This window comes from Nonomuraea dietziae, assembly GCF_014195505.1.
Taxonomy (GTDB): domain Bacteria; phylum Actinomycetota; class Actinomycetes; order Streptosporangiales; family Streptosporangiaceae; genus Nonomuraea; species Nonomuraea roseola.
The window spans coordinates 7726031-7751683 of record NZ_JACIBV010000001.1 but is presented as its reverse complement, the minus strand read 5'-3'; the positions used below and the strand labels follow the sequence as shown (position 1 = coordinate 7751683).

23 protein-coding genes and 2 pseudogenes are annotated in these 25653 nt (G+C 70.5%); 9 read left to right on the top strand and 16 right to left on the bottom strand.

Going from position 1 to position 25653, the window contains the following annotated elements:
- Positions 1-8: 8 nt before the first annotated feature.
- Genes FHR33_RS36915 through FHR33_RS36900 form a run of 4 tightly spaced genes read right to left on the bottom strand, consistent with a single transcriptional unit; the run spans position 9 to position 3197 of the window.
- On the bottom strand, positions 9-950 hold the full coding sequence (locus FHR33_RS36915) for a VWA domain-containing protein (protein ID WP_183657954.1): 942 nt from the start codon (positions 948-950) through the stop codon (positions 9-11).
- Complete coding sequence (locus FHR33_RS36910; RefSeq protein ID WP_221241399.1) at positions 947-2068, bottom strand: DUF58 domain-containing protein; 1122 nt, start codon at positions 2066-2068, stop codon at positions 947-949. Before FHR33_RS36910 ends, FHR33_RS36915 begins: the two co-directional genes overlap by 4 nt.
- Positions 2065-3045 carry an AAA family ATPase gene (locus tag FHR33_RS36905; RefSeq protein WP_183657951.1) on the bottom strand — a complete coding sequence of 327 codons (981 nt, stop codon included), beginning with the start codon at positions 3043-3045 and terminating at the stop codon, positions 2065-2067. The genes FHR33_RS36910 and FHR33_RS36905 overlap by 4 nt, the downstream gene beginning before the upstream one ends.
- Positions 3042-3197 carry a hypothetical protein gene (locus FHR33_RS36900; protein ID WP_183657948.1) on the bottom strand — a complete coding sequence of 52 codons (156 nt, stop codon included), beginning with the start codon at positions 3195-3197 and terminating at the stop codon, positions 3042-3044. Before FHR33_RS36900 ends, FHR33_RS36905 begins: the two co-directional genes overlap by 4 nt.
- Before the next feature lie 147 nt (positions 3198-3344).
- On the opposite strand from FHR33_RS36900, the gene FHR33_RS36895 reads away from it, so the two are divergent.
- Together FHR33_RS36895 and FHR33_RS36890 are read left to right on the top strand one after the other, a co-directional pair.
- Positions 3345-4256: a dienelactone hydrolase family protein gene (locus tag FHR33_RS36895; protein ID WP_221241398.1), complete on the top strand. Its 912-nt coding sequence runs from the start codon at positions 3345-3347 to the stop codon at positions 4254-4256.
- Positions 4257-4379: 123 nt separating this feature from the next.
- Positions 4380-5282: a DUF4190 domain-containing protein gene (locus FHR33_RS36890; RefSeq protein WP_183657945.1), complete on the top strand. Its 903-nt coding sequence runs from the start codon at positions 4380-4382 to the stop codon at positions 5280-5282.
- 48 nt (positions 5283-5330) lie between these two features.
- On the opposite strand, the gene FHR33_RS36885 is transcribed toward FHR33_RS36890, so the two are convergent.
- Positions 5331-6716, bottom strand: coding sequence for a glycine--tRNA ligase (locus FHR33_RS36885; protein WP_183657942.1), 1386 nt, complete (start codon positions 6714-6716; stop codon positions 5331-5333).
- An 85-nt stretch (positions 6717-6801) separates the two neighbouring features.
- The gene (locus FHR33_RS36880; RefSeq protein ID WP_183657939.1) at positions 6802-7092 is read right to left on the bottom strand and encodes an antibiotic biosynthesis monooxygenase; all 291 of its coding nucleotides are present in this window, start codon (positions 7090-7092) and stop codon (positions 6802-6804) included.
- Between the two features lie 213 nt (positions 7093-7305).
- Here FHR33_RS36880 and FHR33_RS36875 point away from each other — a divergent pair, with 213 nt between their 5' ends.
- A complete protein-coding gene (locus FHR33_RS36875) occupies positions 7306-7644 on the top strand; it encodes a DUF6703 family protein (RefSeq protein ID WP_183657936.1) in 339 nt (112 codons plus the stop codon).
- 74 nt (positions 7645-7718) lie between these two features.
- Positions 7719-8603: an alpha/beta hydrolase gene (locus tag FHR33_RS36870; protein WP_183657933.1), complete on the top strand. Its 885-nt coding sequence runs from the start codon at positions 7719-7721 to the stop codon at positions 8601-8603.
- Here FHR33_RS36870 and FHR33_RS36865 read toward each other — a convergent pair.
- The 6 genes and pseudogenes from FHR33_RS36865 to sucC all read right to left on the bottom strand — a co-directional run bounded on the left by FHR33_RS36865 (position 8536) and on the right by sucC (position 16463).
- Positions 8536-10053 carry an aldehyde dehydrogenase family protein gene (locus tag FHR33_RS36865; protein WP_183657930.1) on the bottom strand — a complete coding sequence of 506 codons (1518 nt, stop codon included), beginning with the start codon at positions 10051-10053 and terminating at the stop codon, positions 8536-8538. The genes FHR33_RS36870 and FHR33_RS36865 overlap by 68 nt on opposite strands.
- 10 nt (positions 10054-10063) lie before the next feature.
- Entirely contained in the window at positions 10064-11779 is a 1716-nt protein-coding gene (gcl, locus tag FHR33_RS36860) for a glyoxylate carboligase (protein ID WP_183657927.1), read from the bottom strand.
- Positions 11776-12600: an NAD(P)-dependent oxidoreductase gene (locus FHR33_RS36855; RefSeq protein ID WP_183657924.1), complete on the bottom strand. Its 825-nt coding sequence runs from the start codon at positions 12598-12600 to the stop codon at positions 11776-11778. The genes gcl and FHR33_RS36855 overlap by 4 nt, the downstream gene beginning before the upstream one ends.
- Positions 12597-13469 (bottom strand): hydroxypyruvate isomerase family protein, encoded by an 873-nt coding sequence (locus FHR33_RS36850; RefSeq protein WP_312895890.1) that lies wholly within the window; start codon positions 13467-13469, stop codon positions 12597-12599. The genes FHR33_RS36855 and FHR33_RS36850 overlap by 4 nt, the downstream gene beginning before the upstream one ends.
- Positions 13470-14131: 662 nt before the next feature.
- Positions 14132-15022, bottom strand: a complete 891-nt coding sequence (sucD, locus tag FHR33_RS36845) for a succinate--CoA ligase subunit alpha (protein WP_183660515.1) — start codon at positions 15020-15022, stop codon at positions 14132-14134.
- Between the two features lie 285 nt (positions 15023-15307).
- Positions 15308-16463 (bottom strand): annotated as a pseudogene (sucC, locus tag FHR33_RS36840) (ADP-forming succinate--CoA ligase subunit beta).
- Between the two features lie 97 nt (positions 16464-16560).
- Here sucC and FHR33_RS36835 point away from each other — a divergent pair.
- The 3 genes and pseudogenes from FHR33_RS36835 to FHR33_RS50940 all read left to right on the top strand — a co-directional run.
- Entirely contained in the window at positions 16561-18678 is a 2118-nt protein-coding gene (locus tag FHR33_RS36835) for an MFS transporter (RefSeq protein ID WP_183657921.1), read from the top strand.
- A 232-nt stretch (positions 18679-18910) separates the two neighbouring features.
- Positions 18911-19645 carry a GntR family transcriptional regulator gene (locus tag FHR33_RS36830; protein ID WP_183657918.1) on the top strand — a complete coding sequence of 245 codons (735 nt, stop codon included), beginning with the start codon at positions 18911-18913 and terminating at the stop codon, positions 19643-19645.
- Positions 19646-20099: 454 nt separating this feature from the next.
- A pseudogene (locus FHR33_RS50940) lies at positions 20100-20347 on the top strand (transposase); the annotation flags it as partial.
- Positions 20348-20507: 160 nt separating this feature from the next.
- Here FHR33_RS50940 and FHR33_RS36820 read toward each other — a convergent pair.
- On the bottom strand, positions 20508-21350 hold the full coding sequence (locus tag FHR33_RS36820; RefSeq protein WP_183657915.1) for an alpha/beta fold hydrolase: 843 nt from the start codon (positions 21348-21350) through the stop codon (positions 20508-20510).
- A 74-nt stretch (positions 21351-21424) separates the two neighbouring features.
- Between FHR33_RS36820 and FHR33_RS36815 the strand changes: the two genes are divergently transcribed.
- Together FHR33_RS36815 and FHR33_RS36810 are read left to right on the top strand one after the other, a co-directional pair.
- Positions 21425-21994, top strand: a complete 570-nt coding sequence (locus FHR33_RS36815) for a TetR/AcrR family transcriptional regulator (RefSeq protein WP_183657912.1) — start codon at positions 21425-21427, stop codon at positions 21992-21994.
- Between the two features lie 338 nt (positions 21995-22332).
- Positions 22333-22527 (top strand): hypothetical protein, encoded by a 195-nt coding sequence (locus FHR33_RS36810; protein WP_183657909.1) that lies wholly within the window; start codon positions 22333-22335, stop codon positions 22525-22527.
- A 23-nt stretch (positions 22528-22550) separates the two neighbouring features.
- Here FHR33_RS36810 and FHR33_RS36805 read toward each other — a convergent pair whose 3' ends face one another.
- Genes FHR33_RS36805 through FHR33_RS36795 form a run of 3 tightly spaced genes read right to left on the bottom strand, consistent with a single transcriptional unit; the run spans position 22551 to position 25545 of the window.
- A complete protein-coding gene (locus FHR33_RS36805; RefSeq protein ID WP_183657906.1) occupies positions 22551-23687 on the bottom strand; it encodes a TerC family protein in 1137 nt (378 codons plus the stop codon).
- Entirely contained in the window at positions 23684-24139 is a 456-nt protein-coding gene (locus tag FHR33_RS36800; RefSeq protein ID WP_183657904.1) for a hypothetical protein, read from the bottom strand. The genes FHR33_RS36805 and FHR33_RS36800 overlap by 4 nt, the downstream gene beginning before the upstream one ends.
- The gene (locus tag FHR33_RS36795) at positions 24139-25545 is read right to left on the bottom strand and encodes an Nramp family divalent metal transporter (protein WP_183657902.1); all 1407 of its coding nucleotides are present in this window, start codon (positions 25543-25545) and stop codon (positions 24139-24141) included. The genes FHR33_RS36800 and FHR33_RS36795 overlap by 1 nt, the downstream gene beginning before the upstream one ends.
- Positions 25546-25653 lie beyond the last annotated feature (108 nt).

The window sequence follows — 25653 nt, the reverse complement described above, 5'->3', positions numbered from 1 at the left end:
CGTCGTGGTCATGGCAGCCTCGAGAACCACAGCATCGAGCCGATCGCCGCCAGCGCGGCCAGCAGCAGGCCCGCTCCGACGAACCACGGCCAGATCTCCTGCCGCTCCGTCCGGTAGCCGACCGAGGTGCCGATGTCGTCGTAGACCGCCTGCAACTCGTCGCCGCTGGCCGCCTCGTAGAAGCCGCCGCCCGCCGAACGTGCCAGCTCCTGGAGCGCGGGGGCGTCGACGGGAACGGGGATCTGGTTGCCCTGGATGTCGATGGTGCCGGTCTGCGTGCCGTACGCGATGGTCGTGACGGGCACCCCTCGCTCGGCGGCCGCCCTCGCGGCCTCCGGAAGGGGACGGCCGGTGGTGTTGGAGCCGTCCGACAGCAGCACGATGTGCGCGGGCGGCGGCTCCTGCTCGGTGTCGAGCCGCTGGATGGCCTCCAACGAGGAGTGGACGGCCTCGCCGATCGCCGTGCCCGAGGCGGTGGTGAGCCTGCCCAGCGCGGCCAGCACCGCCTGCCTGTCCGTGGTCGGCGGAACGGCCACCGACGCCTGACCGGAGAAGGCGACCAGGCCCAGGTTGAAGCGCGGCGGCAGGCCCTCGACGAACTGGCGGGCGGCCTCGCGGGCGGCGGTGAAGCGGTCGGGCGCGACGTCCGTGGCCTCCATCGAGGCGGAGACGTCGAACGCGACCATGATCGTCGCTCGCTCCCTCGGGACCTGGACCTGCGCCGTCGGCCTGGCGAAGCCCACCACGAGCAGCACCAGCATCGCCAGCAGCGCCGCGGCGGGGGCGTGCCTGCGCCAGCCGGGGCTCTTGGGCGCGACCTTGTCCAGCAGGTCGAGGTTGCTGAAACGGACGGCGTAGGCGCTGCGCCGCCTCGACATCACGACGTAGGTGACGGCGATGAGCCCCACGGGGATCAGCAGGAGCAGCCAGATGGGCGCCAGCAGGCTCATGCCGCCTCACCTCCCGGCCCTCTCCCCCACGGCCCGCCAGGAGCGGCGTGGCCTTCGGGGACGACCCCACTCCCCCGGAGGCCTCGGCCCTCGCTCCCCCGGAGGCCTCGGCCCTCGCTCCCCCGGGGGCCTCGGCCCTCGCTCCGGTCCGGGGACGAGGGGCCCGAGGTGGTGTCCCCGTCGGAACCCCCGCGCACGGCGGTGGCGCGGGGCGCCGGGGCCAGGCGCGCGAGCCTGCGCTGGCGCAGCACGTGCTCGACGAGGTCACGCACCCAGTCGCCGTCCGTGCGCAACCGCAGGTGCGTGGCGCCCGTCCCGCGCAGCGCCGCCGAGATGGCCGCGCGCTGGGCGGCGGCCGCTTCGGCGTACCGCAGGCGCAGCCTGGCGTCGCCCGTGGACACCTCCCTGCGCCTGCCGCTCTCGGGGTCGATCAGCGTCAGCACCCCGACGTCGGGCAGGGCCAGCTCGCGAGGGTCGACGACCTCCACGGCCAGCACCTGGTGCCTGACCCCGAGGCGCCGCAACGGCCCCTCCCACGAGGGCGGGTCGTCGAGGAAGTCGGAGACCACCACGACCAGGCCGCGCCGCCGTACCACCCTGCCGAGCTGTTCGAGCGCCGCCGCGAGGGGCGGCTCCGCCACCCCAGGGGCGGTGCGCGGCAGGCCGAACATCGCCTGCAGCAGCGCCATGAGGTGCGGCCTGCCCGTCCTCGCGGGCAGCCTGCGCACCCCGCCGCCGTGCAGCAGGTGCGCCCCGATCCTGTTGCCCGTGCGCTGGGTCAGGAACCCGACCGCCGCCACCGCGGCCAGGGCCAGCTCCCTCTTCTCCATCCTCGCGGTGCCGAAGTCCATGCTCGCGGTGGCGTCGAGCAGCGTCCACACCTCCAGCTCCCTGTCCACGACCAGGTCCCTGACGTGCGGCGCGGCGGTGCGCGCCGTGACGTTCCAGTCGATGCGCCGCACGTCGTCGCCCGCCTGGTACGGCCTGGCCTCCGCGGGCTCACTGCCCTGCCCCGGCACCAGGCCCAGGTGCTCACCCTGCAGCAGGCCGTCGAGCCGGCGGGTGACGATCAGCTCCAGCCTGCGCAGGGCAGGCTCGGCGGCCAGATAGGGCCTCATGCCGCCGCCTCCTGCTGTGGAGCGACCACGGGCAGCGGCACGGTCTCGACCAGCCTGTCCACGATGTGCCTCGACGTGACGCCCTCCGCGAGAGCGTCGAACGACAGCACGAGCCTGTGCGCCATCACGTCGTGCGCCAGGTCGCGCACGTCGTCGGGCAGCACGTAGTCGCGCCCCCTCAGCAGCGCCAGGGCCCGCGCCGCCGCCAGCAGCCCGAGCGTGGCCCTCGGCGAGGCGCCGAACGCCAGCGACCGCTCGACGTCCTGCAGGCCGTACCGCGAGGGCTCCCTGGTGGTGAGGACGAGCCGCACCGCGTACTCCGCGATCGCATGGTGGACGAACACCTCCTCCGCCCGCCGCTGGAGGGCGACGATCCGCGCGGGGTCGAGGACGGGCTGGGGGACGGGCGGGTCCACGCTCATCCTGTAGACGATCGCCAGCTCCTCCGACTCGCTGGGATAGCCCACGTCGATCTTCATCAGGAAGCGGTCGCGCTGCGCCTCGGGCAGGTGGTAGACGCCCTCGGACTCGATCGGGTTCTGCGTGGCCAGCACCAGGAAGGGCGCGGGCATCGGGTGCGTGACGCCGCCGATGCTGACCTGGCGCTCCGCCATGATCTCCAGCAGCGCCGACTGCACCTTGGCGGGCGCCCTGTTGATCTCGTCGGCGAGCACGAGGTTGGCCATGACGGGCCCGAGCTCGATGTCGAAGCTCTCGGTGGACGGGCGGTAGATCCTGGTGCCGACGATGTCGGAGGGCACCAGGTCGGGCGTGAACTGGATGCGCGCGAACGAGCCGCCGACCACGGTGGCGAGCGTCTCGGCCGCGAGCGTCTTCGCGATGCCCGGCACCCCTTCGAGCAGGCAGTGCCCCTTGGCCAGGACCGCGACCATCAGGCGTTCGACCATGTGGTCCTGCCCGACGATCACCCTCTTGACCTCGAACAGCGCCCGCTCCAGCAGGTCGGGCTCGGTCATGGCGTGACCTCGTGCGGGCAGTCGTCGACCACGACTCTCAGTTCGAGCGCCGTCGGCTCGGGTTCGGCGAACGAGGCCGCGCTCCCCGTCATGACGAGCGCGACACCGGCCAGTACGACGGCCCCCACCTTCCAGCGTGATGTGCGTGCCATGGATCCTCATGTCCCTTCGTAGGTTCACGAGGAATGTCATCAAGAGGACGCGAAAACCGGCGTAACGCTCGTCTTTATCTGAATTTTCGGTGTCGCACGGAGCCGCCCTTTACCCGGTCTTTCGTCGGCGCGGCCTACGATCCGGGCATGATGTCACCCTTCAAGCGCTACCTCGCCGAGGAGATCGCTCTCGACCACGTCGAAGGGCTCATCTCTCGGCGTGAAGCGCTGCGCAGGCTGGCCCTGCTCGGCCTCGGGCTGCCCGCGGCCACCGCGCTGCTGACCGCCTGCGGGGCGGACGGGCAGGCCGCCGTGCCGAGCACGCCCACGGCCAGCCCCTCACCGAGCCCGACCGCCTCACCCGCGGGCCCTTCGCCCCTGCCGGCGGAGGCCATCACCTTCGCGGGTCCCGAGGGCGCCACCCTGCGCGGCGCCTGGGCCCAGGCGCCGAACGGCAAGGGCGCGGTCCTGGTCATCCACGAGAACCGTGGGCTCAACGACCACACCCGCTCCGTCGCGGGACGGCTGGCCGCCAGCGGCTACTCCGCGCTCGCCCTCGACCTGCTCTCACGCGAGGGCGGCACGGAGTCCTTCAGCGACACCGCCCAGGCCACGGCCAAGCTCGGTGAGATCCCGCCCGAGCGGTTCGTCGCCGACATGAAGGCGGCGCTGGACGAGCTGGCCGTCAGGGCGCCCGGCACCAAGCTCGGCATGGTGGGGTTCTGCTTCGGCGGCGGGATGACCTGGCTGCTGCTGTCGAACGCCGAGCCGCGCCTGGCCGCCGCCGTGCCCTTCTACGGCCCGCTGCCCGACGGCGCCGACTTCGCCGGCACGAGGGCGGCCGTCCTCGGCGTCTACGCCGAGCAGGACGACCGGGTGAACGCCACCCGCGACGCGGCGCGGGCCGCGCTGGAGAAGGCGGGGCTCACCCACGAGATCGTCACCTTCCCCGGCGTCGGCCATGCCTTCTTCAACGACACCGGCCAGCGCTACAACGCTCAGGCCGCGGCCCAGGCCTACCAGCGGGTCCTCGACTGGTTCGGCACCCACCTGGCCTGAGCCGCGCTCACGCGTGGGTCGACACCAAGATGCTCCACCCCTGGCTGCGGACGTCGCCCAGCGGCGTGTGTCGCCGCCGACGGCCGCCCTGCTCTGGGCGCGGTGTCTGGAATGATGCGCCTGGTGAACTTCGCACCCCCCGACAACTACGACTGGACTCCGCCCGGGCCGGCGTCCCCCCGAAGGACCGAGCCGTTCGCCGTGGTCGCGCTGATCCTCGGCCTGCTCACCTGCTTCCCCGTGGCGATCCCCTTCGCCGCCGCCGCGCTGGTGCGCATCAGGCGCTCGGGCGACGCGGGCAGGGCCATGGCGATCGCGGGGCTGGTGATGAGCCTGGTGTTCCCGCTGGCGGGCGCGGGCGCGGTGTACGGCGGGATCAGGCTGTACGAGTCATTCGCCACGCCCGAGGGGCACGTGGCCTTCGACGCCGCCGAGGTGGGCGACTGCGTCGACGGACTGGACAACGCCGACCACTACGTGCCGCTCGTCTGGTGCGAGGCCCCGCACCAGGGCGAGTTCCTCGGCCTCGTCTCCGCCCCCGACGACGAGAAGGCCGATGAGGCCTGCTCGGCCCTGCTGGAGCGCACGACGGCCGACGAGAACCTGAGCTTCCTGTCCTTCGCCACCGACGGGGGCCGGGCGCCGTGCTACATGGTGAACGGCGTGAGCGGCGGAAGGCTGGTGGGCTCGGGCGCCTCCGCACGCCCTGTCCGGCCGGAGGAGGAGGTGCTCGAGGGCACGCTGGTCCACGCCGCCGAGCTCCTCGTGGGCACGTGCGCGAACGAGGTGCTCGACGGCGACAAGTTCGTGCGGTTCGTCGCCTGCGACAAGCCGCACGAAGGCAAGCTGCTCGCGACGTTCGCCCTGCCGAAGAGCCCCTGGCCGGGCAAGCAGGAGGTGGCGCGGCTGGCCGTACAGGGATGTGAGGACAGGACGCGCGACAGGGCCGAGGGGACGCTGTGGACCCGCTACCCGAGCGACGCCGACTGGGTCTACGACCAGCGGGTCGCCTGCTACGACACATGACAAAGGGGGGGCGGTGAGACCGCCCCCCCTTTGCTGCCGGATCTCGCGTCAGTCGTTGAGGTGCTGGCGCAGGTAGGACTCGACCTGGTCGAGGGAGATGCGCTCCTGACCCATCGAGTCGCGCTCGCGGATGGTCACGGCCTGGTCGTCGAGGGTGTCGAAGTCGACCGTGATGCAGAACGGCGTGCCGATCTCGTCCTGGCGGCGGTAGCGGCGGCCGATGGCTCCCGCGTCGTCGAACTCGACGTTCCAGCGCTTGCGCAGCTGGGCGGCAAGGTCCTTGGCCTTGGGCGACAGGTCGGCGTTGCGCGACAGCGGCAGCACCGCGACCTTGACGGGGGCGAGCCTGTGGTCGAGGCGCAGCACCGTGCGCTTCTCCATGACGCCCTTGGCGTTGGGCGCCTCGTCCTCGGTGTAGGCGTCGAGCAGGAAGGTCAGCGTGGCGCGGTCGACACCGGCGGCCGGCTCGATGACGTAGGGCACGTAGCGCTCGCCCGTGTCCTGCTCGAAGAAGGACAGGTCAACGCCCGACGCCTTGCCGTGCGCGGTCAGGTCGAAGTCGGTGCGGTTGGCGATGCCCTCGAGCTCGCCCCACTCCGAGCCGGTGAAGTTGAAGCGGTACTCCACGTCGACGGTGCGCTTGGAGTAGTGCGACAGCTTCTCCTTGGGGTGCTCGTAGAGCCGGAGGTTGTCCTTGTTGATGCCCAGGTCGGAGTACCAGCGGAAGCGCTCGTCGATCCAGTACTGGTGCCACTCCTCGTCGGTTCCGGGCTTGACGAAGAACTCCATCTCCATCTGCTCGAACTCGCGGGTGCGGAAGATGAAGTTGCCCGGCGTGATCTCGTTGCGGAAGGACTTGCCGATCTGGCCGATGCCGAACGGGACCTTCTTGCGCGCCGACTGCTGCACGTTGGCGTAGTTGATGAAGATGCCCTGCGCCGTCTCGGGACGCAGGTAGGCCAGGCCCGACTCGTCCTCGACCGGGCCGAGGTAGGTCTTCAGCAGGCCGCTGAACTGGCGCGGCTCGGTGAAGGCGCCCTTGTTGCCGCAGTTGGGGCAGCTCAGGTCCGCCAGCCCGTGCTCGGGGGCCTTGCCGTGCTTCTCCTCGTACGCCTCGACGAGGTGGTCGGCGCGGAAGCGCTTGTGGCAGGACTGGCACTCGGTCAGCGGGTCGGTGAAGGTCTCGACGTGGCCGCTGGCCTGCCACACCTCGGGAGCCAGGATGACGCAGGAGTCGAGGCCGACCACGTCTTCGCGGGCCTGGACCATCGACAGCCACCACTGCCGCTTGACGTTGTTCTTCAGCTCCACGCCCAGCGGACCGTAGTCCCACGACGCGCGCAGGCCTCCGTAGATCTCGCTCGACGGGTAGACGAGCCCCCGTCGCTTGGCGAGGCTGACGATCGTGTCCATGACGTCGGTCCGGCGTGCCATTGGCTGAATCTCTTTCCGGCTGGAGGTCGGCGAGTGGAAGGATGAGATCCCAGCTTAGGGGACATCCGGGCACCGCCGCGCGCGACTATTCGTCTCGCCCGGAAACGTACACATCCTCGAAGGCGCTGGGCTCGTTCACCATGAGGATCATGAGGGGGTACATCGCCATTCTCGCGGCGGACAGCGCGCGGCGGTAGAAGCCCGCGCCCTCCCACTCGCTGACGAGCGCCCACAGGTTCGGCTCGTCGACCGAACGGCACAGGCGGCCGCGCAGGTAGCCGGGCTGGGCGGCCAGCACGTCGATGATCTCCTGGCCCTGCTTGAGGAACTCCTGGGAGCGCGCCTCGGGAACGGTGTAGCGAATCAGTGCGAGCACGTGGTCCAGGATGTCAGACAAGAGGCCTGTCCTGATGCGTGCTCTTCAGGATCCGCCGCTGCGGCTTCGGCCTCCTCTTCTGGGTCGTGCCCGCGCTCCCGCTCTCGTTCGTGGCGTCGGGACTGCGGGAGCGGTGCCGCCCGTCGGGGTGATCCAGGCGCGGGTTCTGTGACGAGTCTCGAGAGGCAGGCGCGTGCGCGCTAGGCTCGTGAGGTGGCCACTCGAAAGCCTCTTCCGTCAGGCGAGCAGTTCTTCACGCCTGGCGCCACGGGCCTGCGCAAGACGGTCGAGCAACGCAGCGCCGTCCCCATCACGTTCCTGTTCACCCAGGTGCCGCGCTGGGTCACGCCCGCCGTCCTGGTGATCCTGCTGCTGGCGGGGTTCGCGCTCGACAGCTGGCTGGGCGGCCTGGCTGTGCTGCCGGTGGTCGCCTTCGTGGGCTGGCTGGCCTACCTGTCGTGGCCCTCCCTCGGCGCGGGCGGCAAGCTGCTGCGCGTGGCCATGCTGACCTTCCTCCTCCTCGTGGCGGCCGACAGGTTCGGGGCGCTCTAGTACCAAGGGGCCATCGCGAGATCCGACCTCAGCGTGACGCGGGTGGTCCCCCGCGCCACGTAACGTCCTGAGTCATGCGGTTCCCCTCACGAACGCTTCTCGGCGCGGCCCTCCTGCTGACGGTCTCGGGCGCAGGATGCCTGCCGGGCTCGGTGCCGCTCGAGCTGCCCGCGATAACCGCGTCCGCGCTGGCCGAACGCTACGCCGGCACCAGAGCGGCCTCGGGCGGCGAGCGCCAGCTGCTCGCCTACGACAGGGCGGGCGACGGCAGGGCGATCGAGGTGGTGGGCGACCTCGCCGCCGCCCGTACCGTGGTCGTCTTCGTGCCGGGCACCGGGTTCAGCCTCGATGACTTCGACGGCACCTCCGTCTCTCCCGCGGGAGCGGCGAGGGCCATCCACGCCAGGGCCGCCGCGCTCAGTCCCGGCGAGCCGGTGGCCGTCATCGGCTGGCTCGGCTACGACGCGCCGGAGATGACCGACTGGCAGGTCATCACGACACTGCCCGCGGCCAAGGGCGCCATGGCGCTGCGCAAGCTGGCCACCGCGCTGCGTGGGAAGGAGCGTGTCAGCCTCGTCTGTCACAGCTACGGGTCGGTCGTGTGCGGACAGGCCGCGCCCGGACTGCCCGTCGACGACATCGTCGTGCTGGGCAGCCCCGGCATGGGCGCCGCCACCAGGGCCGAGCTCCGCACGCCGGCCCAGGTCTGGGCCGCGCTCGGCGCGAAGGACGACGTCCTCAGACCGGGCGTACGGCTGGGCCCCATCGGCTACGGCGCCGACCCCGTGACGCCCGCCTTCGGCGCCAGGGTGTTCGACGGTGGCCCCGGCGGCCACAACGACTACCTGAGGGCGGGCAACCCCGCCCTCGACAGGATCGTCTCGATCGCGCTCACGGGGGAAGCATCGTGTAGCCGGGGAAGTTGCCAGGAAGGCGCTCGCCCGAAGGCCCTTGGGTGACCGCCCGCACCAGCAGCTCCCCGCCGACGAACGCCCCGCGCCACGAGGCGCCGAGCCCGCCGAACAGCTCCTGCCTGTCGCCGCGCGAGCGGGGCTGATTGATCCCCACCTTGAACGCCCGCACCTCGGGGGTCAGCCGTTCGGCGGTCTCGGGCGCGTCGCAGGAGATCGTCGCGACCAGCGCGCCGTTGCTCGCGTTCATCGCGGCCAGCAGCTCGGCCTCGGTGTCGACCAGCACGACGGTGTCCACGGGGCCGAACGGCTCGGCGTGGAACAGCGGGGAGGAGCGCGGCGGGTCCAGCAGCGCCACAGGGGCGAAGTAGGCCTCGCCCTCCACCGCCGGTCCCCTGTAGAGGGGGACCGCGCCTTTGGCGATCGCCTCCTCCACCTGCTCGGCCAGCTCCTTGGCCTTCGCGGCGTTGATCAGCGGGCCGAAGTCCAGCTCGGGCAGCGGGTCGTCGGGCGCCTCCACCAGCAGCGGGTGACCGTACCTGAGGTCTCCGACCGCCGCCAGGTAGGCGGCGAGGAAGTCGTGGAACAGCTCCCGCTGCACGACGAAGCGAGGGTAGGCGGTGCAGCGCTGCTTGCCGTAGTCGAAGGACTTCCTGATCTGCGTGGTGAGCAGCTCCCACCCTGAGTACTCCCAGACGCCCCAGCAGTTGAGACCCTCCTGCTCCAGCACGTGCCTGCGGTCCTGCAGGCCCGTGCGCTCGGCGAGCGAGGTGGCGACCTGGGCGCCGGCGTCCCTGCCGCCGACGAAGGAGACGCAGCCCAGCTCGCGGGCGCCGACCAGCACCGGCGACAGCTCCGCCCCTCCGCCGCTGACCAGCGTGAGCGGCAGCCCCTCCCTGACGGCCAGCGCCGTGGCGAGGGTGAGGCACGACAGGCCGCCGTCGGTGGGCGTCTTGGCGATGACGGCGTTGCCCGCCAGCGCCTGCACCAGCATGGCGTGCATGAGCACGCTCATCGGATAGTTCCAGCTGGCGATGTTGCTCACCGGGCCCGGCAGGGGCGTCCTGCCGGCGAGCATGGGCTCGATCTCCTCCAGGTACCAGCGCACGCCGTCGAGGCAGCGGTCGACGTCGGCGCAGGCCGTACGCCAGGGTTTGCCGATCTCCCAGACCAGCAGCAACGCGAGCAGGTCGCGGTGCGCCTGGAGCGAGTCCACGGCCGCGGCCACCCTGGCCCTGCGCTCGGACAGCGGCAGGTGGCGCCACCGCCCGTGCTCGTCGACGGCAGCGTGGACGGCCCGCGCGGCGCCCGACCTGTCCAGGCGCGGCGGGCCCGCGATGGCGGTGCCGTCCACGGGCGAGAAGACCGGCGTGGGACGGCCGTCGCGCTGCCAGAGCCCGCCCCAGTGGTTGAGCACCCTGTCGTCGTGGAAGGCCTCCGGCGCCGCCGCGCGGCACCTGTCGTAGGCGTCGGACCAGGCGGTCCCCGGCTTCAGCATGAGCGCTCCTTCAGTCGGACCAGTCGACGGCGAGCTCGAGCGCGGGCAGCGGCTCGAACTCCTTGATCGCGTCGAGGGCCGAGCCCATGGCCGCGTTGGCCTCCCGCTCGACCATGACCTCGACGAGCACGGGAAGGCGCTCCTTCTCCGCCTCCTTCGACGCCCACGCGAGGGCGTCGCGGATGTCGCCCGGCGCCTCGACTCGCCGTCCGGGGCAGCCGAAGGCCTCCATGACCTTCACGTGGTCGACGCCGCCCAGCTCGACGGCGAAGTTCATCCCGTACGGGATCTCCGCCTGCCTGATCAGCCCCAGGTACTCGTTGTTGATCATCACGATGACGAAGGGGATCCTGTACTGTGCGGCGACCGCGACCTCCTCCATCAGGAACTCGAAGGAGTAGTCGCCGACGACCGCGACGACCTGGCGTTCGGGATGGGCCACCTTGACGCCCATCGCGGCGGGAACCTCCCAGCCCAGCGGCCCCGCCTGACCGCAGACCAGGTAGCGCCTCGGCAGGTAGGTCTTCTGGAACTGGCCCGACCAGATCTGGTAGAGGCCGATGGCGGTGACGAAGGTGGTGTCCCTGCCGAAGAAGTCGTTGATCTCCCTGAAGACCCTGGGCGGCTTGATCGGCACGTCGTCGAAGTCGTCCCTGCGCGGCATGCTCTCCCTGAGCGTGGCGACCCTGCGCGACCACTTCTCCCTCGCCCTCGGCGGGGCGCTCTCCTCCTGTGCCGCCTCGGCCATGGCCTTCAGGAACGGCCTGGCGTGCGAGACGATGCCGAGGTCCGGCTCGAAGACCTTGCCGAGCTGGGTGGGCTCGATGTCGACATGGATGAACGTCCTGCCCTTGCGGTAGACCTCCAGGTCGCCGGTGTGCCTGTCGCCGAACCTGGCGCCGACGGCCAGCACGAGGTCGCTCTCGAGGAAGGCCGCGTTGCCCCACCTGGTGTGTGTCTGCACCCCCGCCATGCCGGCGAACAGCGCGTGGTCCTCGGGGAAGGCGCCCTTGCCCATCAGCGTCACCTGGACGGGGACGCGCAGCCGCTCGGCGACCTGCCGCAGCTCCTCGGCGGCCTCGCCGATCACCACCCCGCCTCCAGCCAGGATGATCGGCCGTCTGGCCTGCTGGAGAAGGTCGAGGGCGGCCCGCACCAGGCTCCGCCTCGGCGTCGGGACCTCCACGGGCAGCGGCGCGTCCAGTGCGGGGTCGTAGAGGCAGGTGCCGCGCTGCACGTCGATCGGCAGGTCGATGAGGACCGGGCCAGGCCGTCCCGACCTGGCGATCCTGAACGCCTCGCGGAACACCCACGGCGCCTGGGCGGGCTCCTTGAGCTGGACCGCCCACTTGGTGACCGGCTTGGCGATCTCCACGATGTCGACCGCCTGGAAGGCCTCCTGGTGCAGTTTGTCCGTGGCGGCCTGGCCGGTGACGCAGATCATGGGGATGGAGTCGGCGAGCGCCGTGTAGAGCCCGGTGATCATGTTGGTCCCGGCGGGGCCGCTCGTACCGATGCTGACGCCGACGTTGCCCGTCACCCTGGCCCAGCCGTCGGCCGCGTGCGTGCCGCCCTCCTCGTGGCGAACCGTGATGTGACGGATCGAGCTGGTCCGCAGCGCCGCGTAGAGCGGCAGGATGGCGGCGCCAGGGATGCCGAAGACGGTGTCGACGCCCTCCGACTCCAGCACCGCGACGACCGCCTCCATGCAGGGGATTCGTTTCATGCGGCGTTGATCCTTTCGATCACCTTCAGCAGGGCGGAGTGGTCGAGCGAGCCGTGGCCCTGCGCCCTGGCGGCGGCGATGAGCTGGGTGACGAGGGCCGTCAGCGGGAGCGCGAGCCCGGCCTGCCTGGCTGCGGCCGTGGCGATGCCCATGTCCTTGTGGTGCAGGTCGATGCGGAAGCCGGGGGCGAAGTCGCGGGCGACCATGGAGTGGCGCTTGAGCTCGAGGACGCGGGAGCCCGCAAGGCCGCCCGCCAGCACGTCCAGGCCCTTGGCGGGGTCCACGCCCGAGACCTCCATGAGCAGGATCGCCTCGGCGACGAGGCCGTACGTGCCGCCGACCACCAGCTGGTTGGCGGCCTTGACGGTCTGGCCCGCGCCGGACGGGCCGACGTGGACGATCGTCCTGCCGACGGCCTGGAGGACGGGCAGTGCCCGCTGGAAGTCCTCCTCCTTGCCGCCCACCATGATCGAGAGGCTGCCTTCGATCGCGCCCCGCTCGCCGCCGCTGACGGGGGCGTCGAGGGCGTGGGGAAGACGCCGCGCGATCCCCAGCGACGTTTCCGGATTTATCGTGCTCATGTCGATGTAGAGAAGGTTGTCCCCGCCGTACTCGACGATCTCGGGAAGCACCTCCTCCACCTGCGGAGAGTCGGGCAGCATGGTGATGACCACGTCGGCGCCCGTGACCGCCTCGGCCACGCTGGCGACCGTCCTGCCTCCGGGCCTGAGGTCGTAACCGCGGACCTCGAAGCCCGCCTTGCCGAGGTTGGCGGCCATGGGAGCGCCCATGACGCCGAGCCCGATGAAGCCGATTTTCATCCGTTCCTCCAGTCGAACGCCCCCGGCCCCTCGTGCCGGTACTCCAGCCCGACGTGGCCCTCATAGGTTCCGAGCTTGTTGAAGATCTCCGTGTACGGCATGCGCCCGCTGCCCGGGTACCCGCGTCCGGGGTCGTCGGCGACCTGCACATGGCCGATCCTGTGCGCCTGGGTGTCGAGCAGGCCGAGCACGTCCTCGCCCATGCGGTGCAGGTGGTAGAGGTCGGCGAGGAGCTTCACGTTGTCCATGCCGACCTGGTCGATCACCTCCAGGGCCTGGCGGGAGGAGGTGAGGGGGTAGCGGGGGTTCTCGTGGCTGTTGAGCGCCTCGACGACGACGGTCGCGCCGATGTCTGCGGCCCTCTTGGCGGCGTGGGCGAGATTGGCGACCGCCACCCGCCGATGCCCGGCGTCGACGTCGCGTGTCCTGGCGCTGCCGGGGGCGCCGCTGCCTGGATGTGTGCTGCTCGGGCAGGCGCTGCCGGGGACGGCGTTGTGAGGGCGGGCGCTGCCGGGGGCGGCGTTGTGAGAGTGGGCGCTGCCGGGGGCGGCGTTGCCGTACAGGGCGTTGAGGATGCGGCAGCCGAGCCTGCCCGCCAGCCCCACGGCCACGTCGACGTTGGTCAGGAACCTGTCGGTCTGGGTGAGCATGCCCCTGTCCCCGTTGGCCATGTCGCCCGCGTCGAAGTTCAACGCCACCAACTGGACGCCGGCGTCCTCTATGGCGGACTGCAGGGCGCGGAGGTCGCGGTCGGACGGGGTCGGTCCGTCGAACGGCCACCACATCTCGACGGCGGTGAAGCCTGCTTCGGCGGCGGCGGCGGGCCTTTCGAGGAGCGGCAGATCCGTGAACAGAATGCTCAGATTCACATCGAACCGCAGCCCCATCGTGGCGCCGCCCGCTGCCCGCCCTTGGGAGACCAGGTCACTCGAACCCGCGACGACACCCGCCCCACCGGACACGACGCCACCCGACCCCTTGGAGACCACCCCCCCGGAGCCAGGCCCGTCGGACGCCATCTCACTCGGACGCCTCCCCCCGGCCCCCATCTCTCCCGCGCCCCTCCCTCCGGACACCACCCCACGAGAGCCCACCCCTCCGGGCACCACCGCACGAGAGCCCACCCCCTCGAGGACCACTCCCCCAGAGCCTGGCCTGTCGGACGCCATCTCGCTCGGGCACCTCCCCTCGGCCTCCAACTCCCCTGCGCCCACCTCTCCGGACGCCACCCCACGAAAGCCCACCCCTTTGGGCACCGCCCCGCGAGAGCCCGCCTCTTCGGACGCCACCGCACGCGAGTCCACCCCTTCGGGCACCGGCCCACGAGAGCCCGCCCCTCCAGACACCACCCCACGAGAGCCCGCCTCTTCGGACGCCACCGCACGCGAGTCCACCCCTTCGGGCACCGGCCCACGAGAGCCCGCCCCTCCAGACACCACCCCTCTGGACGCCCTCTCGCCCTGGCCCGTCTCGGCGGCCGTCCCGCTGGGCACGGCGACGCGTCGGCCTGACCTTGCGTGTTCCGAGGCGGTCATGAGGCCTCCCTCGTCGGTCGGGTGAGGACCGACCTCATGAGGCGAGCGGTCTCCGACGGGGTCCTGCCGACCCTGACGCCCGCGGCCTCCAGCGCCTCCTTCTTCGCCTGCGCCGTCCCCGACGAGCCCGACACGATCGCCCCCGCGTGCCCCATGGTCTTGCCTTCGGGAGCGGTGAACCCCGCCACGTACGCCACGACCGGCTTGGTCACGCCGGCCGCGACGAACGCCGCCGCCCGCTCCTCCGCGTCGCCCCCGATCTCTCCGATCATCACGATCGCGTCGGTGGCAGGGTCCTCCTCGAACGCCCGCAGGCAGTCGATGTGCGTGGTGCCGATCACGGGGTCGCCGCCGATGCCCACCGCCGTCGAGAAGCCGAGATCTCGCAGCTCGTACATCAGCTGGTAGGTCAGCGTGCCCGACTTCGACACCAGACCGATGCGCCCGTGCCCGGTGATGTCCGCGGGGACGATCCCCGCCGACGCCTGCCCCGGACTGATCAGCCCAGGACAGTTCGGCCCGATGATCCTGGTGTGACGCGCCTTCGCCAGGAACCGCAACGTGTCATGGACGGGAACGCCCTCGGTGATCACCACACACAGTGGCATCTCGGCCTCGGCCGCCTCCTCCACCGCGCTTCCGGCGAAGCGTGGCGGTACGAACACCACCGACACGTCCGCGCCCGTCTCGGCCATCGCCTGGGCCACGGTGCCGAACACCGGCACCCTTCGCTCGCCGAAGTCCACCGACGTGCCGCCCTTGCCTGGGGTCACGCCTGCGACGACGTCGGTGCCCGCCGCCAGCATCCTGGCCGTGTGCCTCGCGCCCTCCGCGCCGGTCATGCCCTGCACGAGGACTCTGCTGTCCTTGGTCAGAAAGATCGCCATCATCTACCCGCTTTCACGAACCGACGCCATGTCGCCGAGGGACAAGTCGCGTCCCAGCCCACGCCCCCACCCCAACCCCCGCCCCAGCACCGCATGCCGGCCTGGTCCTCGCCCCAGCACCCGATGCCAGCACCGGCCCTCTCAGCACCCGACCACCCGACGCCGCAGCGGAGGTGCCTGCCTGCCTGTTGGGGGCCGGACTCGCTCCCCCTCCCCGAGGTCCGCTTCCGCCTGCGGACCCGTATCCCGCACGGCAGGCCGTCCATCGAGGGCGCCCTGCCGTCATCACGCGCTCGCCTTGGCCAGGCGCGCGGCCAGTTCAGCGGCGCCGTCCATCGTGGAGACCTGGCGTACGGCCGGATGGCGGGCGTCGCTGAGGATCCGCCGTCCGATCTCGGCGTTGTTGCCGTCCAGCCGGACGATGATCGGCCGCGTCACCCCCCGCTCACCGAGCAGTTGGAGCGCGGAGACGACCCCCGTCGCCACCGCGTCGCAGGTCGTGATCCCGCCGAAGACGTTCACCAGCACGGAACGGACGTCGGGGTCGGACAGGATGATCTCCAGCCCGTCGGCCATCACCTTCGCCGAGGCGCCGCCCCCGATGTCGAGGAAGTTCGCCGGCCCCCGCGCCCGCCTGGGCGACGACGTCCAGCGTGCTCATCACCAGTCCTGCGCCGTTACCGACGATGCCGACCTGGCCATCGAGCTTGACGTAGTTGAGCCCGCGCCGCCGCGCCCTGGCCTCGAGCCCCTCGCCCTCGTGCTCTCCGCCGATCCACTCCGTCACCGGGCAGGCGTCCCCGCCCGCGTGCCTGAACAGGGCGTTGTCGTCCAATGTGATCTTGCCGTCGAGGGCGACGACGCGCTGGTCGGTGGTGCAGGCGAGCGGGTTGACCTCGACGAGCAGCGCGTCCTCCTCGACCATCACCCGCCACAGCCGCTCCAGCACCGGCCCCGCCGCCTCGGGCAGTCCCGAACGACGGGCGAGCTGCGCCCCGTCCACCCCTCCGAGCGGATCGATCGCCACCTTGAGCAACGCCTCGGGCCTGGTCGCGGCCACTTCCTCGATCTCCATGCCACCCTCTGTGGACACCATGGCGAGGAAACAGCCGTTCGCCCTGTCGACGAGGAAGGCCGCGTAGTACTCCTCGAAGGCCACCGTCGCCTCCTCGACGAGGACGGTGTGCGCGATGTGCCCCTTGATGTCCATGCCGAGGATGCGGGCCGCCTCCTCGTGCGCCGCGGCCGGGCCCGGCGCGGGTCTCACGCCTCCCGCCTTGCCCCTGCCGCCGGTCTTGACCTGGGCCTTGATGACAACCGGGGTGCCAAGCTCCGCCGCGATCGTCCGCGCCTCGTCAGGGGTGGCCGCCACCCCGCCGCGCGGTACGGGGACACCGTGCCGGTTGAAGAGCTCCTTTGCCTGGTACTCGTACAGGTCCATCGAGACTCCCTATGCGGTTCTTGTAGACGGTATACCGTATGGAATATGTCTCGTCCAGGTCTCGACAGAACACTGTCTCCCGGATATTCCATACAGTATGGAAAATACGTTGGTCAGAGACTGGCGCGGTCGCGCCTACCTCGTCACCGCGCCGCCCTCCGACCGCCGCAGGATGTTCGCGCTGGCCTGGGCCTCGATGATCGCCATCGCTCCCCTGCAGTACGGCTACGCCGCCGCCGTACCGGCCTTCCTCGCCGAGGGCCGCTCCCTGGCCACCGTCCTGCTGCCGCTGGCCGCATGGATCGTCTGCCAGGCGGTCACGGCTTTCCTCCTGAGCACCCGCCTGCCCGGCCCCCGTCCCTCAGGCGGCCTGACGCCGCCCAGCCCGACAGGCACCTCCCCGCGAGATGATCTGGGGACCGACCCCACGAGCATCGGCACCCAGAAAGCGGGGGCGACGGATTGGCGTCGCGAGGATCGGAACCGCGAGAGCCGAGCCACCGAGAACCCAAGCCATGAAGACCTTCATCGCCATGGAGACCGGACTCGCGCGGACCGGCGTCGCGAGACCCGCGGCCGTGACGCTCGGGACTGGGGTCGGGGACGGGTAGGTTCTGCGGGCCCGGGTCGTGGGCCGCAGGTGGGCCGGGTGCTGGGGGCGGGAGCTGGTCTGAGCGGGATCGGGTTGCTCACCGTGGCGATCAGCGGGGAGCTCTGGGCGCTGCTGATCGGGTTCTCGCTGCTCGGCGGGGTCGGCGGCGGTCTGGTGTATGGGGTGTGCAGTCGGCTGGTGGCGGGCTGGTATCCGGAGAGGTCCGCGGCCAGGGTGGGCTATGTGACGGGGGCGTTCGGATACGGGGCGCTTCCCGTCGCGATAGTCGCGGGCATGACGGTCGGAGCCGGCGACGGAGGCGCGGGGGCGCTGACGCCCGGAGCCGGCGATGGAGGCCTGGGTGCGCCGGCAACTGGAATCGGTGACGAAGGCGCGGGAGCGCTGACGCCCGGAGCCGGCGATGGAGGCCTGGGTGCGCTGACGGCTGGACTCGGCGACGGGGGCTCAGGCGCTCTGGGGGTCGCGTTCGCGGTGTGTGCGGTGGTGGCCGTGGTGGCGATCGGGCTGGCGGCCAGGTTCGTACGGCTGGCACCGCCGCGGTGGTGGCCCGACACGATCGACCCCCGGCACTTCGCCCTGGACGCCAGGCACCTGCGGAGGACGCCTCCAGCGGTACGCGAGTTCACGCCAGGACAGGCGCTGAGGACTCCTGCGCTCGCCGTCCTGGCGGGGATCCTCCTCTGCGCGGGGGCGATCTCGATCTTCAACGTCGTGGTGGTGGCGGCGATGGGGTCGTGGGTGGCGCTCGCCCTGCTGATCGCGCTGAACGGAGCGGGACGGGCGGGGGCGATGAGGGTCTCCGAGCTGCTGGGGCGACGGCGGACCCTCGCGCTGGTGCTCGCGGTGCTCGGAGTCGGCCAGGTGGTGCTGGCGAGCGGTGCGATCACGGTGGGCGCGATGGTGGCGGGGTTGGGTGGTGGCGGGTTCTATCCGCTGGTGGCCGCCCTTGTGCGGGAGTACTTCGGGGAGGAGCGAGTCACCGAGATCCACGGCGTGGTCTACAGCGCCAAGGCGGTGGCGGGCATCGTGGGGGTCGCCTTGGCCGGCGTACTGCTGGCGGGATCCGCCGTGCTGGCCGGGGGGCTCGGTGGTGACTCGCGGAGCGGAGCGAGGGTGGTGGATGAAGGCGGCCCCATGAGTGGGGCTGAGGTGGCCGCTGAAGGTCAACCGCTGAGCCAGGATCGGACGGTCGCCGAAGGTCAACCGCTGAGCCAGGATCGGACGGTCGCCGAAGGTCAACCGCCAAGCGGGGCCGGGGTGGCCGCTGAGAGTCAACCGCTGAGCCAGGATCGGACGGTCGCCGAAGGTCAACCGCTGAGCCAGGGTCGGACGGTCGCCGAAGGTCAACCGCCAAGCGGGGCCGGGGTGGCCGCTGAGAGTCAACCGCTGAGCCAGGATCGGACGGTCGCCGAAGGCCAACCGCCAGGCGGGACTGGAGTGGCCGCCTCATCGGCTGGTATTCGACTGCTGGCTGACGCCGGGCTGCCCGGCGGGGCAGGGCTGGGTGGGATCGGCCTCGTGGCGGGATGCGCGGCGTTCGCGGCGGCTGCGGCGAGCCTGGGATTGCGGGTGCCAGGCAGACCCTCCACGATCCCCGTGTGACGGAGTCGCGGGTCCGGGCAGCCCCTCCATGAGCCGTTTGACCAAGGTCGCGGGCTTGGGCAAACCCTCCCGACCCGTGTGACCTGCCACGAGAGGCAAACACACGGTGAAGTGTTGACGCGGAGTGGAGGCTCTGAGCTTGAGCCGGGGCTGTGATGGGGGTCACCCGACGGTGGGATCATAGGAACTGTATGCTGTAGGCAGTCGACCACAAACAGTTTGAGGTGCGGATATGTTGCAGTCTGATTCGGGGGCGGCGGCCAAGATTCCGCGTCCGGTTCCGCTCAGGGAGAGTGTGTTCGAGGCTCTGCTTGAGCTCATCGTGTCCGGGCAGCTTCGGCCTGGCCAGCACCTGGTGGAGAACGAGCTGGCCGAGTTGCTCGGGGTGTCACGGCAGCCCGTGCGTGAGGCGTTGCAGCTTCTCAGCGGCGAGGGGTGGGTGGACCTGCATCCCGGGCAGGGCGCTTTCGTGCATTCGCCCAGTGTCGAGGAGGCCGACCAGCTGCTTGCCGTACGAGCGCTGCTGGAGACGGAGTCCGCGCGGCTGGCCGCGCGGCACGCGGATGAGGACGGGGTGGCGGCGCTGCGGAGGCTGTGCGCGCGCGGGGCCTCGGCGGCGCACTCGGAGGACACGGACACCGCGGTCACGGCCAACTCCGAGCTGCACGCGTTGATCACGGCGCTGTCGGGCAACAAGGTGCTGGCGGAGCTGGCGGCCCAGGTGGCGCGCAGGGTGCGGTGGTATCACACGCCGGTGGCCAGGCAGCGGGGTCTCACGTCGTGGCAGGAGCACGAGGATCTGATCGACGCCATCGCCGACGGCAACGAGGAGATGGCGGCGCAGATCATGCGCGAGCACACCGAGCACACGAGGTTGTCGTACCTGGAGCAGCGGAAGAACCAGCCGGAGGAGCCGGCGCCCCAGCCGATACGGCGACGCCGCATGCGGACGGCGCCGGGGAGCTGAACCCCACGTTGAGGGCATCCGCCCGCGAGGCGGTCGACATCGCGGGGCATGCGGACCTCTGAGCGTCTACGGATATCTCGGGGCGTACGCAGCTCTGAGGAAGGACGGACATCTCGGGGCATGCGGACCTCTGAGGGCCTGCAGACATCTCGGGGCGTACGCAGCTCTGAGGAAGGACGGACATCTCGGGGCATGCGGACCTCTGAGGGCCTGCAGACATCTCGGGGCGTACGCAGCTCTGAGGAAGGACGGACATCTCGGGGCATGCGGACCTCTGAGGGCCTGCAGATCTCCGGGAGCGGGCGGACATCTCGGGCGGGTGGACCCTGCAGGCCGTCATAGGGGCGTGGGGACAGTTCGGGGCACGTCGACCTTGGAGGGCGTCCTAAGACCGTGACGACTCATTTGGGGATCAGCCGTTAGATCGCGTGTGTATGCGTTCCGTCGACGGCTGATGCCCGATGAGTTGCGGGAGTTGTTTCAGCGCGCGGTTCCGCCCGCGCCGACCCGGCCGCAAGGTGGCGGCGGGTCGACGATCGGGCGATCCTGGCGGCGATCGTGTATGTGGCCACTTCCGGCTGCGCCTGGCGGCAACTGCCACTACCGGTCTTCGGCGCCTCCTGGCAGACAGTGAACCGCCGCTTCACCGAATGGAGCGCCGCCCGGGTGTTGGCCATGCTCTACCGCATCCTGCTGGACGAACACCCGGCCCACCAGCAGATACAGAAGACGAAACAGCACGGGAGCCGAGTTCTGGCGCCGGACGACCTCATGGCCTGACGATCAGACCGGCCTGTCCTGCATGCCGTCCCGTGGCGAGGGGCCGACGGCCTCTGCTCGACGAGGGCGCCGGCCCGTTCGGTCACTTGCCGACGAAGGCCAGCAGAGCCTCATTGACCTCGGCGGCGTGCGTCCATAGCAGGCCGTGCGGCGCGCCCTCGACCTCGACGTAGTCCGCCTCAGGGAATGCCTTGTGGAACGGGCGTCCCGTGGAGTCGATCGGCAGGATGTTGTCCTTGGTCCCGTGCAGGATCAGCGACGGCTTGCCGGCCGCGCGCACGGCTGCGACGTCCTCGCGGAAGTCCTCGATCCAGGCGGACACGACCGCGTAGGCGGCCACCGGGGCGGAGGTGGTGGCGGTGTTCCAGTTGGCGGTGACGACCTCCTGGCTGATCCTGGTGCCGAGGTTCTCGTCCAGGTTGTAGAAGTCCTTGTAGAACTGGGTGAACCAGGCATAGCGGTCGGCCTGCGCGGTGGCGGCGATGCCGTCGAACACCGACTGCGGCACTCCGGTGGGGTTGTCGTCCGCGGCCACCAGGAACGGCTCAAGCGAGGCGAGGAACGCCAGCTTGGCGACGCGCTCGTGGCCGTGGTTCTTGACATAGCGGGCCAGCTCGCCGGTGCCCATCGAGAACCCGACGAGGATGACGTCCCGTAGGTCCAGCGTCTCCAGCAGCGTGTGCAGGTCGGCGGCGAAGGTGTCGTAGTCGTAGCCGCTGCCGACCTTGCTGGACTGGCCGAAGCCGCGGCGGTCGTAGGTGATGACCCTGTGGCCCGCGGCGAGCAGTTCGCGGGTCTGGCGCTCCCAGCTGTGCCCGTTCAGGGGGTAGCCGTGGATGAGGACGACCGGCTGACCTGCGCCCTGATCCTCGTAGTACAGCTCGATGTCGGTGCTGTTTTCCGTTCCGACCGTGATGTGGCCCATGACAATCTCCCTCGTACGGCGGAGAACGGTCGTTCTCCGCTCATGTGCCCTACAGTAGAGAACGTTGGTTCTCTATGCAAACAGGAGGGCTCATGACCGGTGAGGAACAGGTGGTATCGACGGCGGATCGGCTCTTTTACGCCCATGGGGTCCAGGCCGTCGGTATGGACACCGTCCGCACCGAGTCCGGCGTCTCGCTGAAGCGCATCTACACGTTGTTCCCCTCCAAGGACGACCTGATCCTGGCCGTGCTCCGGCACCGGACGAAGCAGTGGAACACCGGCGTCGACGGCGCCATCGCCACCGCCGGAACGCCGCGCGACAAGCTGCTGGCCGTCTTCGACTTTCTGGCGGAGTGGTTCCGCGAGGACGACTTCCGCGGCTGCGCCTTCATCAACTTCTTCGGCGAGCTGGGAGGCGGTAGCACCAGGGTCGCCGAGGCCGTCCGCGAGCAGAAGACGTCCTTCCAGCGCCGCGTCGCCGAACTGGTCGTAGAGGCGGGCGGCCCAGCCTTTCTCGCCCCACAACTCGTCCTCCTCGCCGAGGGCGCCCAGACCACGGCAGCCATCACGCGAGACCCGGACACGGCGGCGCACGCTCGTGCCGCGGCCGAGACCCTCATTCGGTGCGCCTTTGAACGGTGACTCATGTGCTACCGCGTATCTCGGGGGCATGTGGACCCCGCACGGCGTGATCTCAGGACCTGCTGACAACTCGGGATGGACGGAGGGCGCCGGGGTGACCCGCTTCCCCCGATGTGTGGGTAGGCGGTGATAGCGGTGCGGCCGTGCCGTCCGGACGGTGTGACCCGCAGGCGCCTGCCAACGGGACGCCCTGGGGCTGCGACAGCGTCTCCGGGGGGCGGCATGAGCACGGCGTCCGCGCGCGAGACGCGAGCTCAGCTGCGGTGTTGATGTGGAGTTCACCCGGTGCCGTTTTCCGGAAACACCAGGGGTAGACCCTGGAAGAGAGGTGATGACAGATGAAGGCGATTGCCCGCTTTCTCCTTGGCGATCCCATCGGCCACGCCGCCGACGGACGCATGCTCGGCCTTGCCGTGGGCCTGGCGACCAGGCAGCACTACTCGGCCGACGAGGCCGACCGGTACCTGCGCGAATGGGCCTCCGACGCCCAGAACGGCAGGACGGCGCACGACAAGGCCGCGGGCGGGGCCTGAAAGCCCCACCCACGGCACGAAGGTCAGCGCCGCTCGCCCTCCGACGAGGCGGACGATGCAGACCCGAGCGAACCCTCGGACGAGCCGGCGGTAGCCGACCCCACCGAAGACGACCCCGCGGAAGGCGACGCGCCCGAAGCCGACCCGAGCGAGGACGACCCTGCCGAAGACGACCCCGCCGAGGGCGACGCGGCCGAAGAGCCCGACGAGGGCGACCCCGCTGACCTGGACGACTTCACGAGACTCGCCACCGTCGTCACCGCCAGCGTCGCGACGATGACCCCCAGCGACACCACGATCGGGATCTCGGGCGCCCACGACACCCCGTCGTGGTGCATGGCCTCGAGCACCAGCTTGACCCCGATGAAGGCCAGCACGACCGACAGTCCCTTGCTGAGGTAGACCAGCCGGTCCAGCAACCCTCCGATCAGGAAGAACAGCTGCCTGAGGCCCATGAGCGCGAACGCGTTGGCGGTGAAGACCAGGTAGGGCTCCTTCGTCAGTCCGAAGATCGCGGGGATGGAGTCGAGGGCGAACAGCAGGTCCGTGGTCCCGATGGCGACCATGACGATCAGCATCGGGGTCACCATGCGCCGGCCGTCCACCCGTACGGTCAGGGACGCCCCGTGATAGGCGGAGGTCGTCGGCAGCAGCCGCCGCGTCGCCCTGATCACCGCGTTCTCGGAGAACTCGTCCGACTCCTCGGAGGAGGAGGAGATGAGTTTCCACGCGGTGTAGACGAGGAACGCGCCGAAGACGTAGAAGAGCCAGTCGAAGCGCGCCACCGCCTCCGCGCCCAGGGCGATGAAGACGCCGCGCATGAGCAGCGCCAGCACGATGCCGACCAGCAGGACCTTCTGGCGGTAGCGCATCGGCACGCGGAACCGGCTCATGATCAGCAGGAAGACGAAGAGGTTGTCGACGCTGAGGGAGTACTCGGTGATCCAGCCGGCGAAGAACTCCCCGCCGTGCGCGGGCCCCGACACCAGCAGCAGCCCGGCGCCGAAGACCCCCGCGAGGGCCACGTAGAACGTCACCCAGCCGACGCACTCCTTGAACGAGGGCTCGCGCGGGTTGCGGGCGACCAGGTAGAAGTCGACGGCCAGCACGAGCATGAACCCCGTGATCGTGGCCAGCCAGATCCAGGGAGGCAGGTTCACGCCGAGGCACTCCTCACGTAGTGGGCGAGCAGTCGGTCAGCGCGCGGGTTGTGTCCCCGCGCGCGCACCCGCAGCAGCCAGGACGGCATGAGCCGCTCGTGCAGCCAGAGGAAGCCGATGGCGAATCCGAGGCTCACCATCGCCTGGTAGGCCAGGAAGGGCAGCACGCCGTCCGCCAGCGCTCCGGTGGCCGCGACGCTCTCCTGGGCCAGCCTGGACAGCGGGAAGGCCGGCAGCCATAACAGGCCGGCGGGTGCGAAGGTGCCGGGCCTGAAGGGTCCGTGCCCGAGCAGCATGCCGTACAGGCCGCCGAAGAGAGCCAGCGGCAGCGCGAGGAAGGTCGCCCCGCCGGGCTGACCCGCGAACAGGGTCAGCCCTCCTGCCATGACGCCGGCCAGCGCGCCGACGACGAGCCCTGGGACGGCCAGTTCGAGGCTGTGACGGGAGACCATCAGCCCACGACCACGCCGAAGGCGACGAGGCTGTAGAACAGCATCCCGAGGTAGAAGACCGCGCCGAAGCCGATGATCACGTTCGACCACCATCTCGGCCTGATGGGCTTGGGCAGCATCCTGTTGTTGACCAGCAGCAGCGTCACGCAGTACGCGCCCATCGCGAACGTCGACAGGAACGCCAGCGTGTCCAGGATCCCGCTGGGCCCGTCTGCGGGTCCGAAGAGCAGGATCAGGATGCCGAAGATGATCACGCCCCAGAGGAAGCCCGCGTACAGGTGCGACATGCGCAGCTTCTTCGCGCCCGGCACGAAGTTGTAGGTCATGTCCGCCTGGCCGCGCGAGAAGGAGTCGAACAGGCCGAGCGTCGCGTTGAGCCCGATCAGCGCGATGAAGCCGAGGAAGACCACGCCGAGCACCGAGCTGCCCGCCGAGGAGACGGCGTCGGCCATGGCGCTGAGCGCGACCTCCCTGTCGTCGCCCTGGATGGCGGTGCGCACGCCGGGGTTCTGCCTGGCCGCGGCCTGCGCGATGACCGTGAACGAGATCGTCACGAGCATCGTGATGCCCCAGAACAGCAGCAGCGCGTCGAAGGTGACCCAGCGCCGCCATCCCCTCCACTTGGCCATCTCGGCGGGGTCCTCGGTGTCGAACATGAAGCCGCGCGAGGGCATGGCCTCCTCTTCACCCGCGTGCCGCAGGCCGCGGATGCGCGGGATGTGGGCGCCCATGCCCGCCCCCGAGTCGCGCAGGTGCAGGGTGTACCACATCTGCTGCATCCCGGACGGCCCCGCGAAGGCGCAGGCGCCGACGATCACCGGGAACCAGGCGGCCGACAGTGCCTCGGGAGGCAGGTAGCCGATGGAGAACATCCCGGTGATCGTGCTGACGACGTCGGCCCACGAGCCGACCATGGCGGCGATCACGGCGGTGCCGATGACCAGCGCGCCGATGAGCACCGACAGCAGGTTCTCCAGCACGTTGTAGATGACCTTGGCCAGGCTGAAGACCACCCCGACCAGGATCAGTCCCGTGACCGCGGTCACGGTCCACGGTATCCCGGTGATCTCCTCGAAGGCCGCCGCTCCCGCCGAGAGGTGTCCCGGCCAGATGTAGACGAGGATCGCGACGGTGAAGAAGAACCACATGAGCGGCTTGAAGACGCGGGCGGCGCCGGAGAAGATGCTCTCCCCCGTGGCCATCGCGTAGCGCGCCATCTCCAGCATGACGACGGCCTGGAGGGTGACGCCGATCAGGAACAGCCAGCGGATCTCGGGCCCGAACAGCAGCACCAGGCGGGGCCACATGTACGACTCGCCCATGCCCACGCCGAGCGCCACGAGGAAGACCGTGGGACCGAGGATGTGCACCGAGGGCGGGGCGTCGGGCAGCTTGCGGATGGGCATCGGCTCGAGCCGGCCCGCTTTCCATACTCGCTTGTCTTCTACCGGCGTGGTGGTCACCGGCGTCTCGGACGTGTCCAACTGACGGACCTCCTGGGGGGTGGGGTGTGC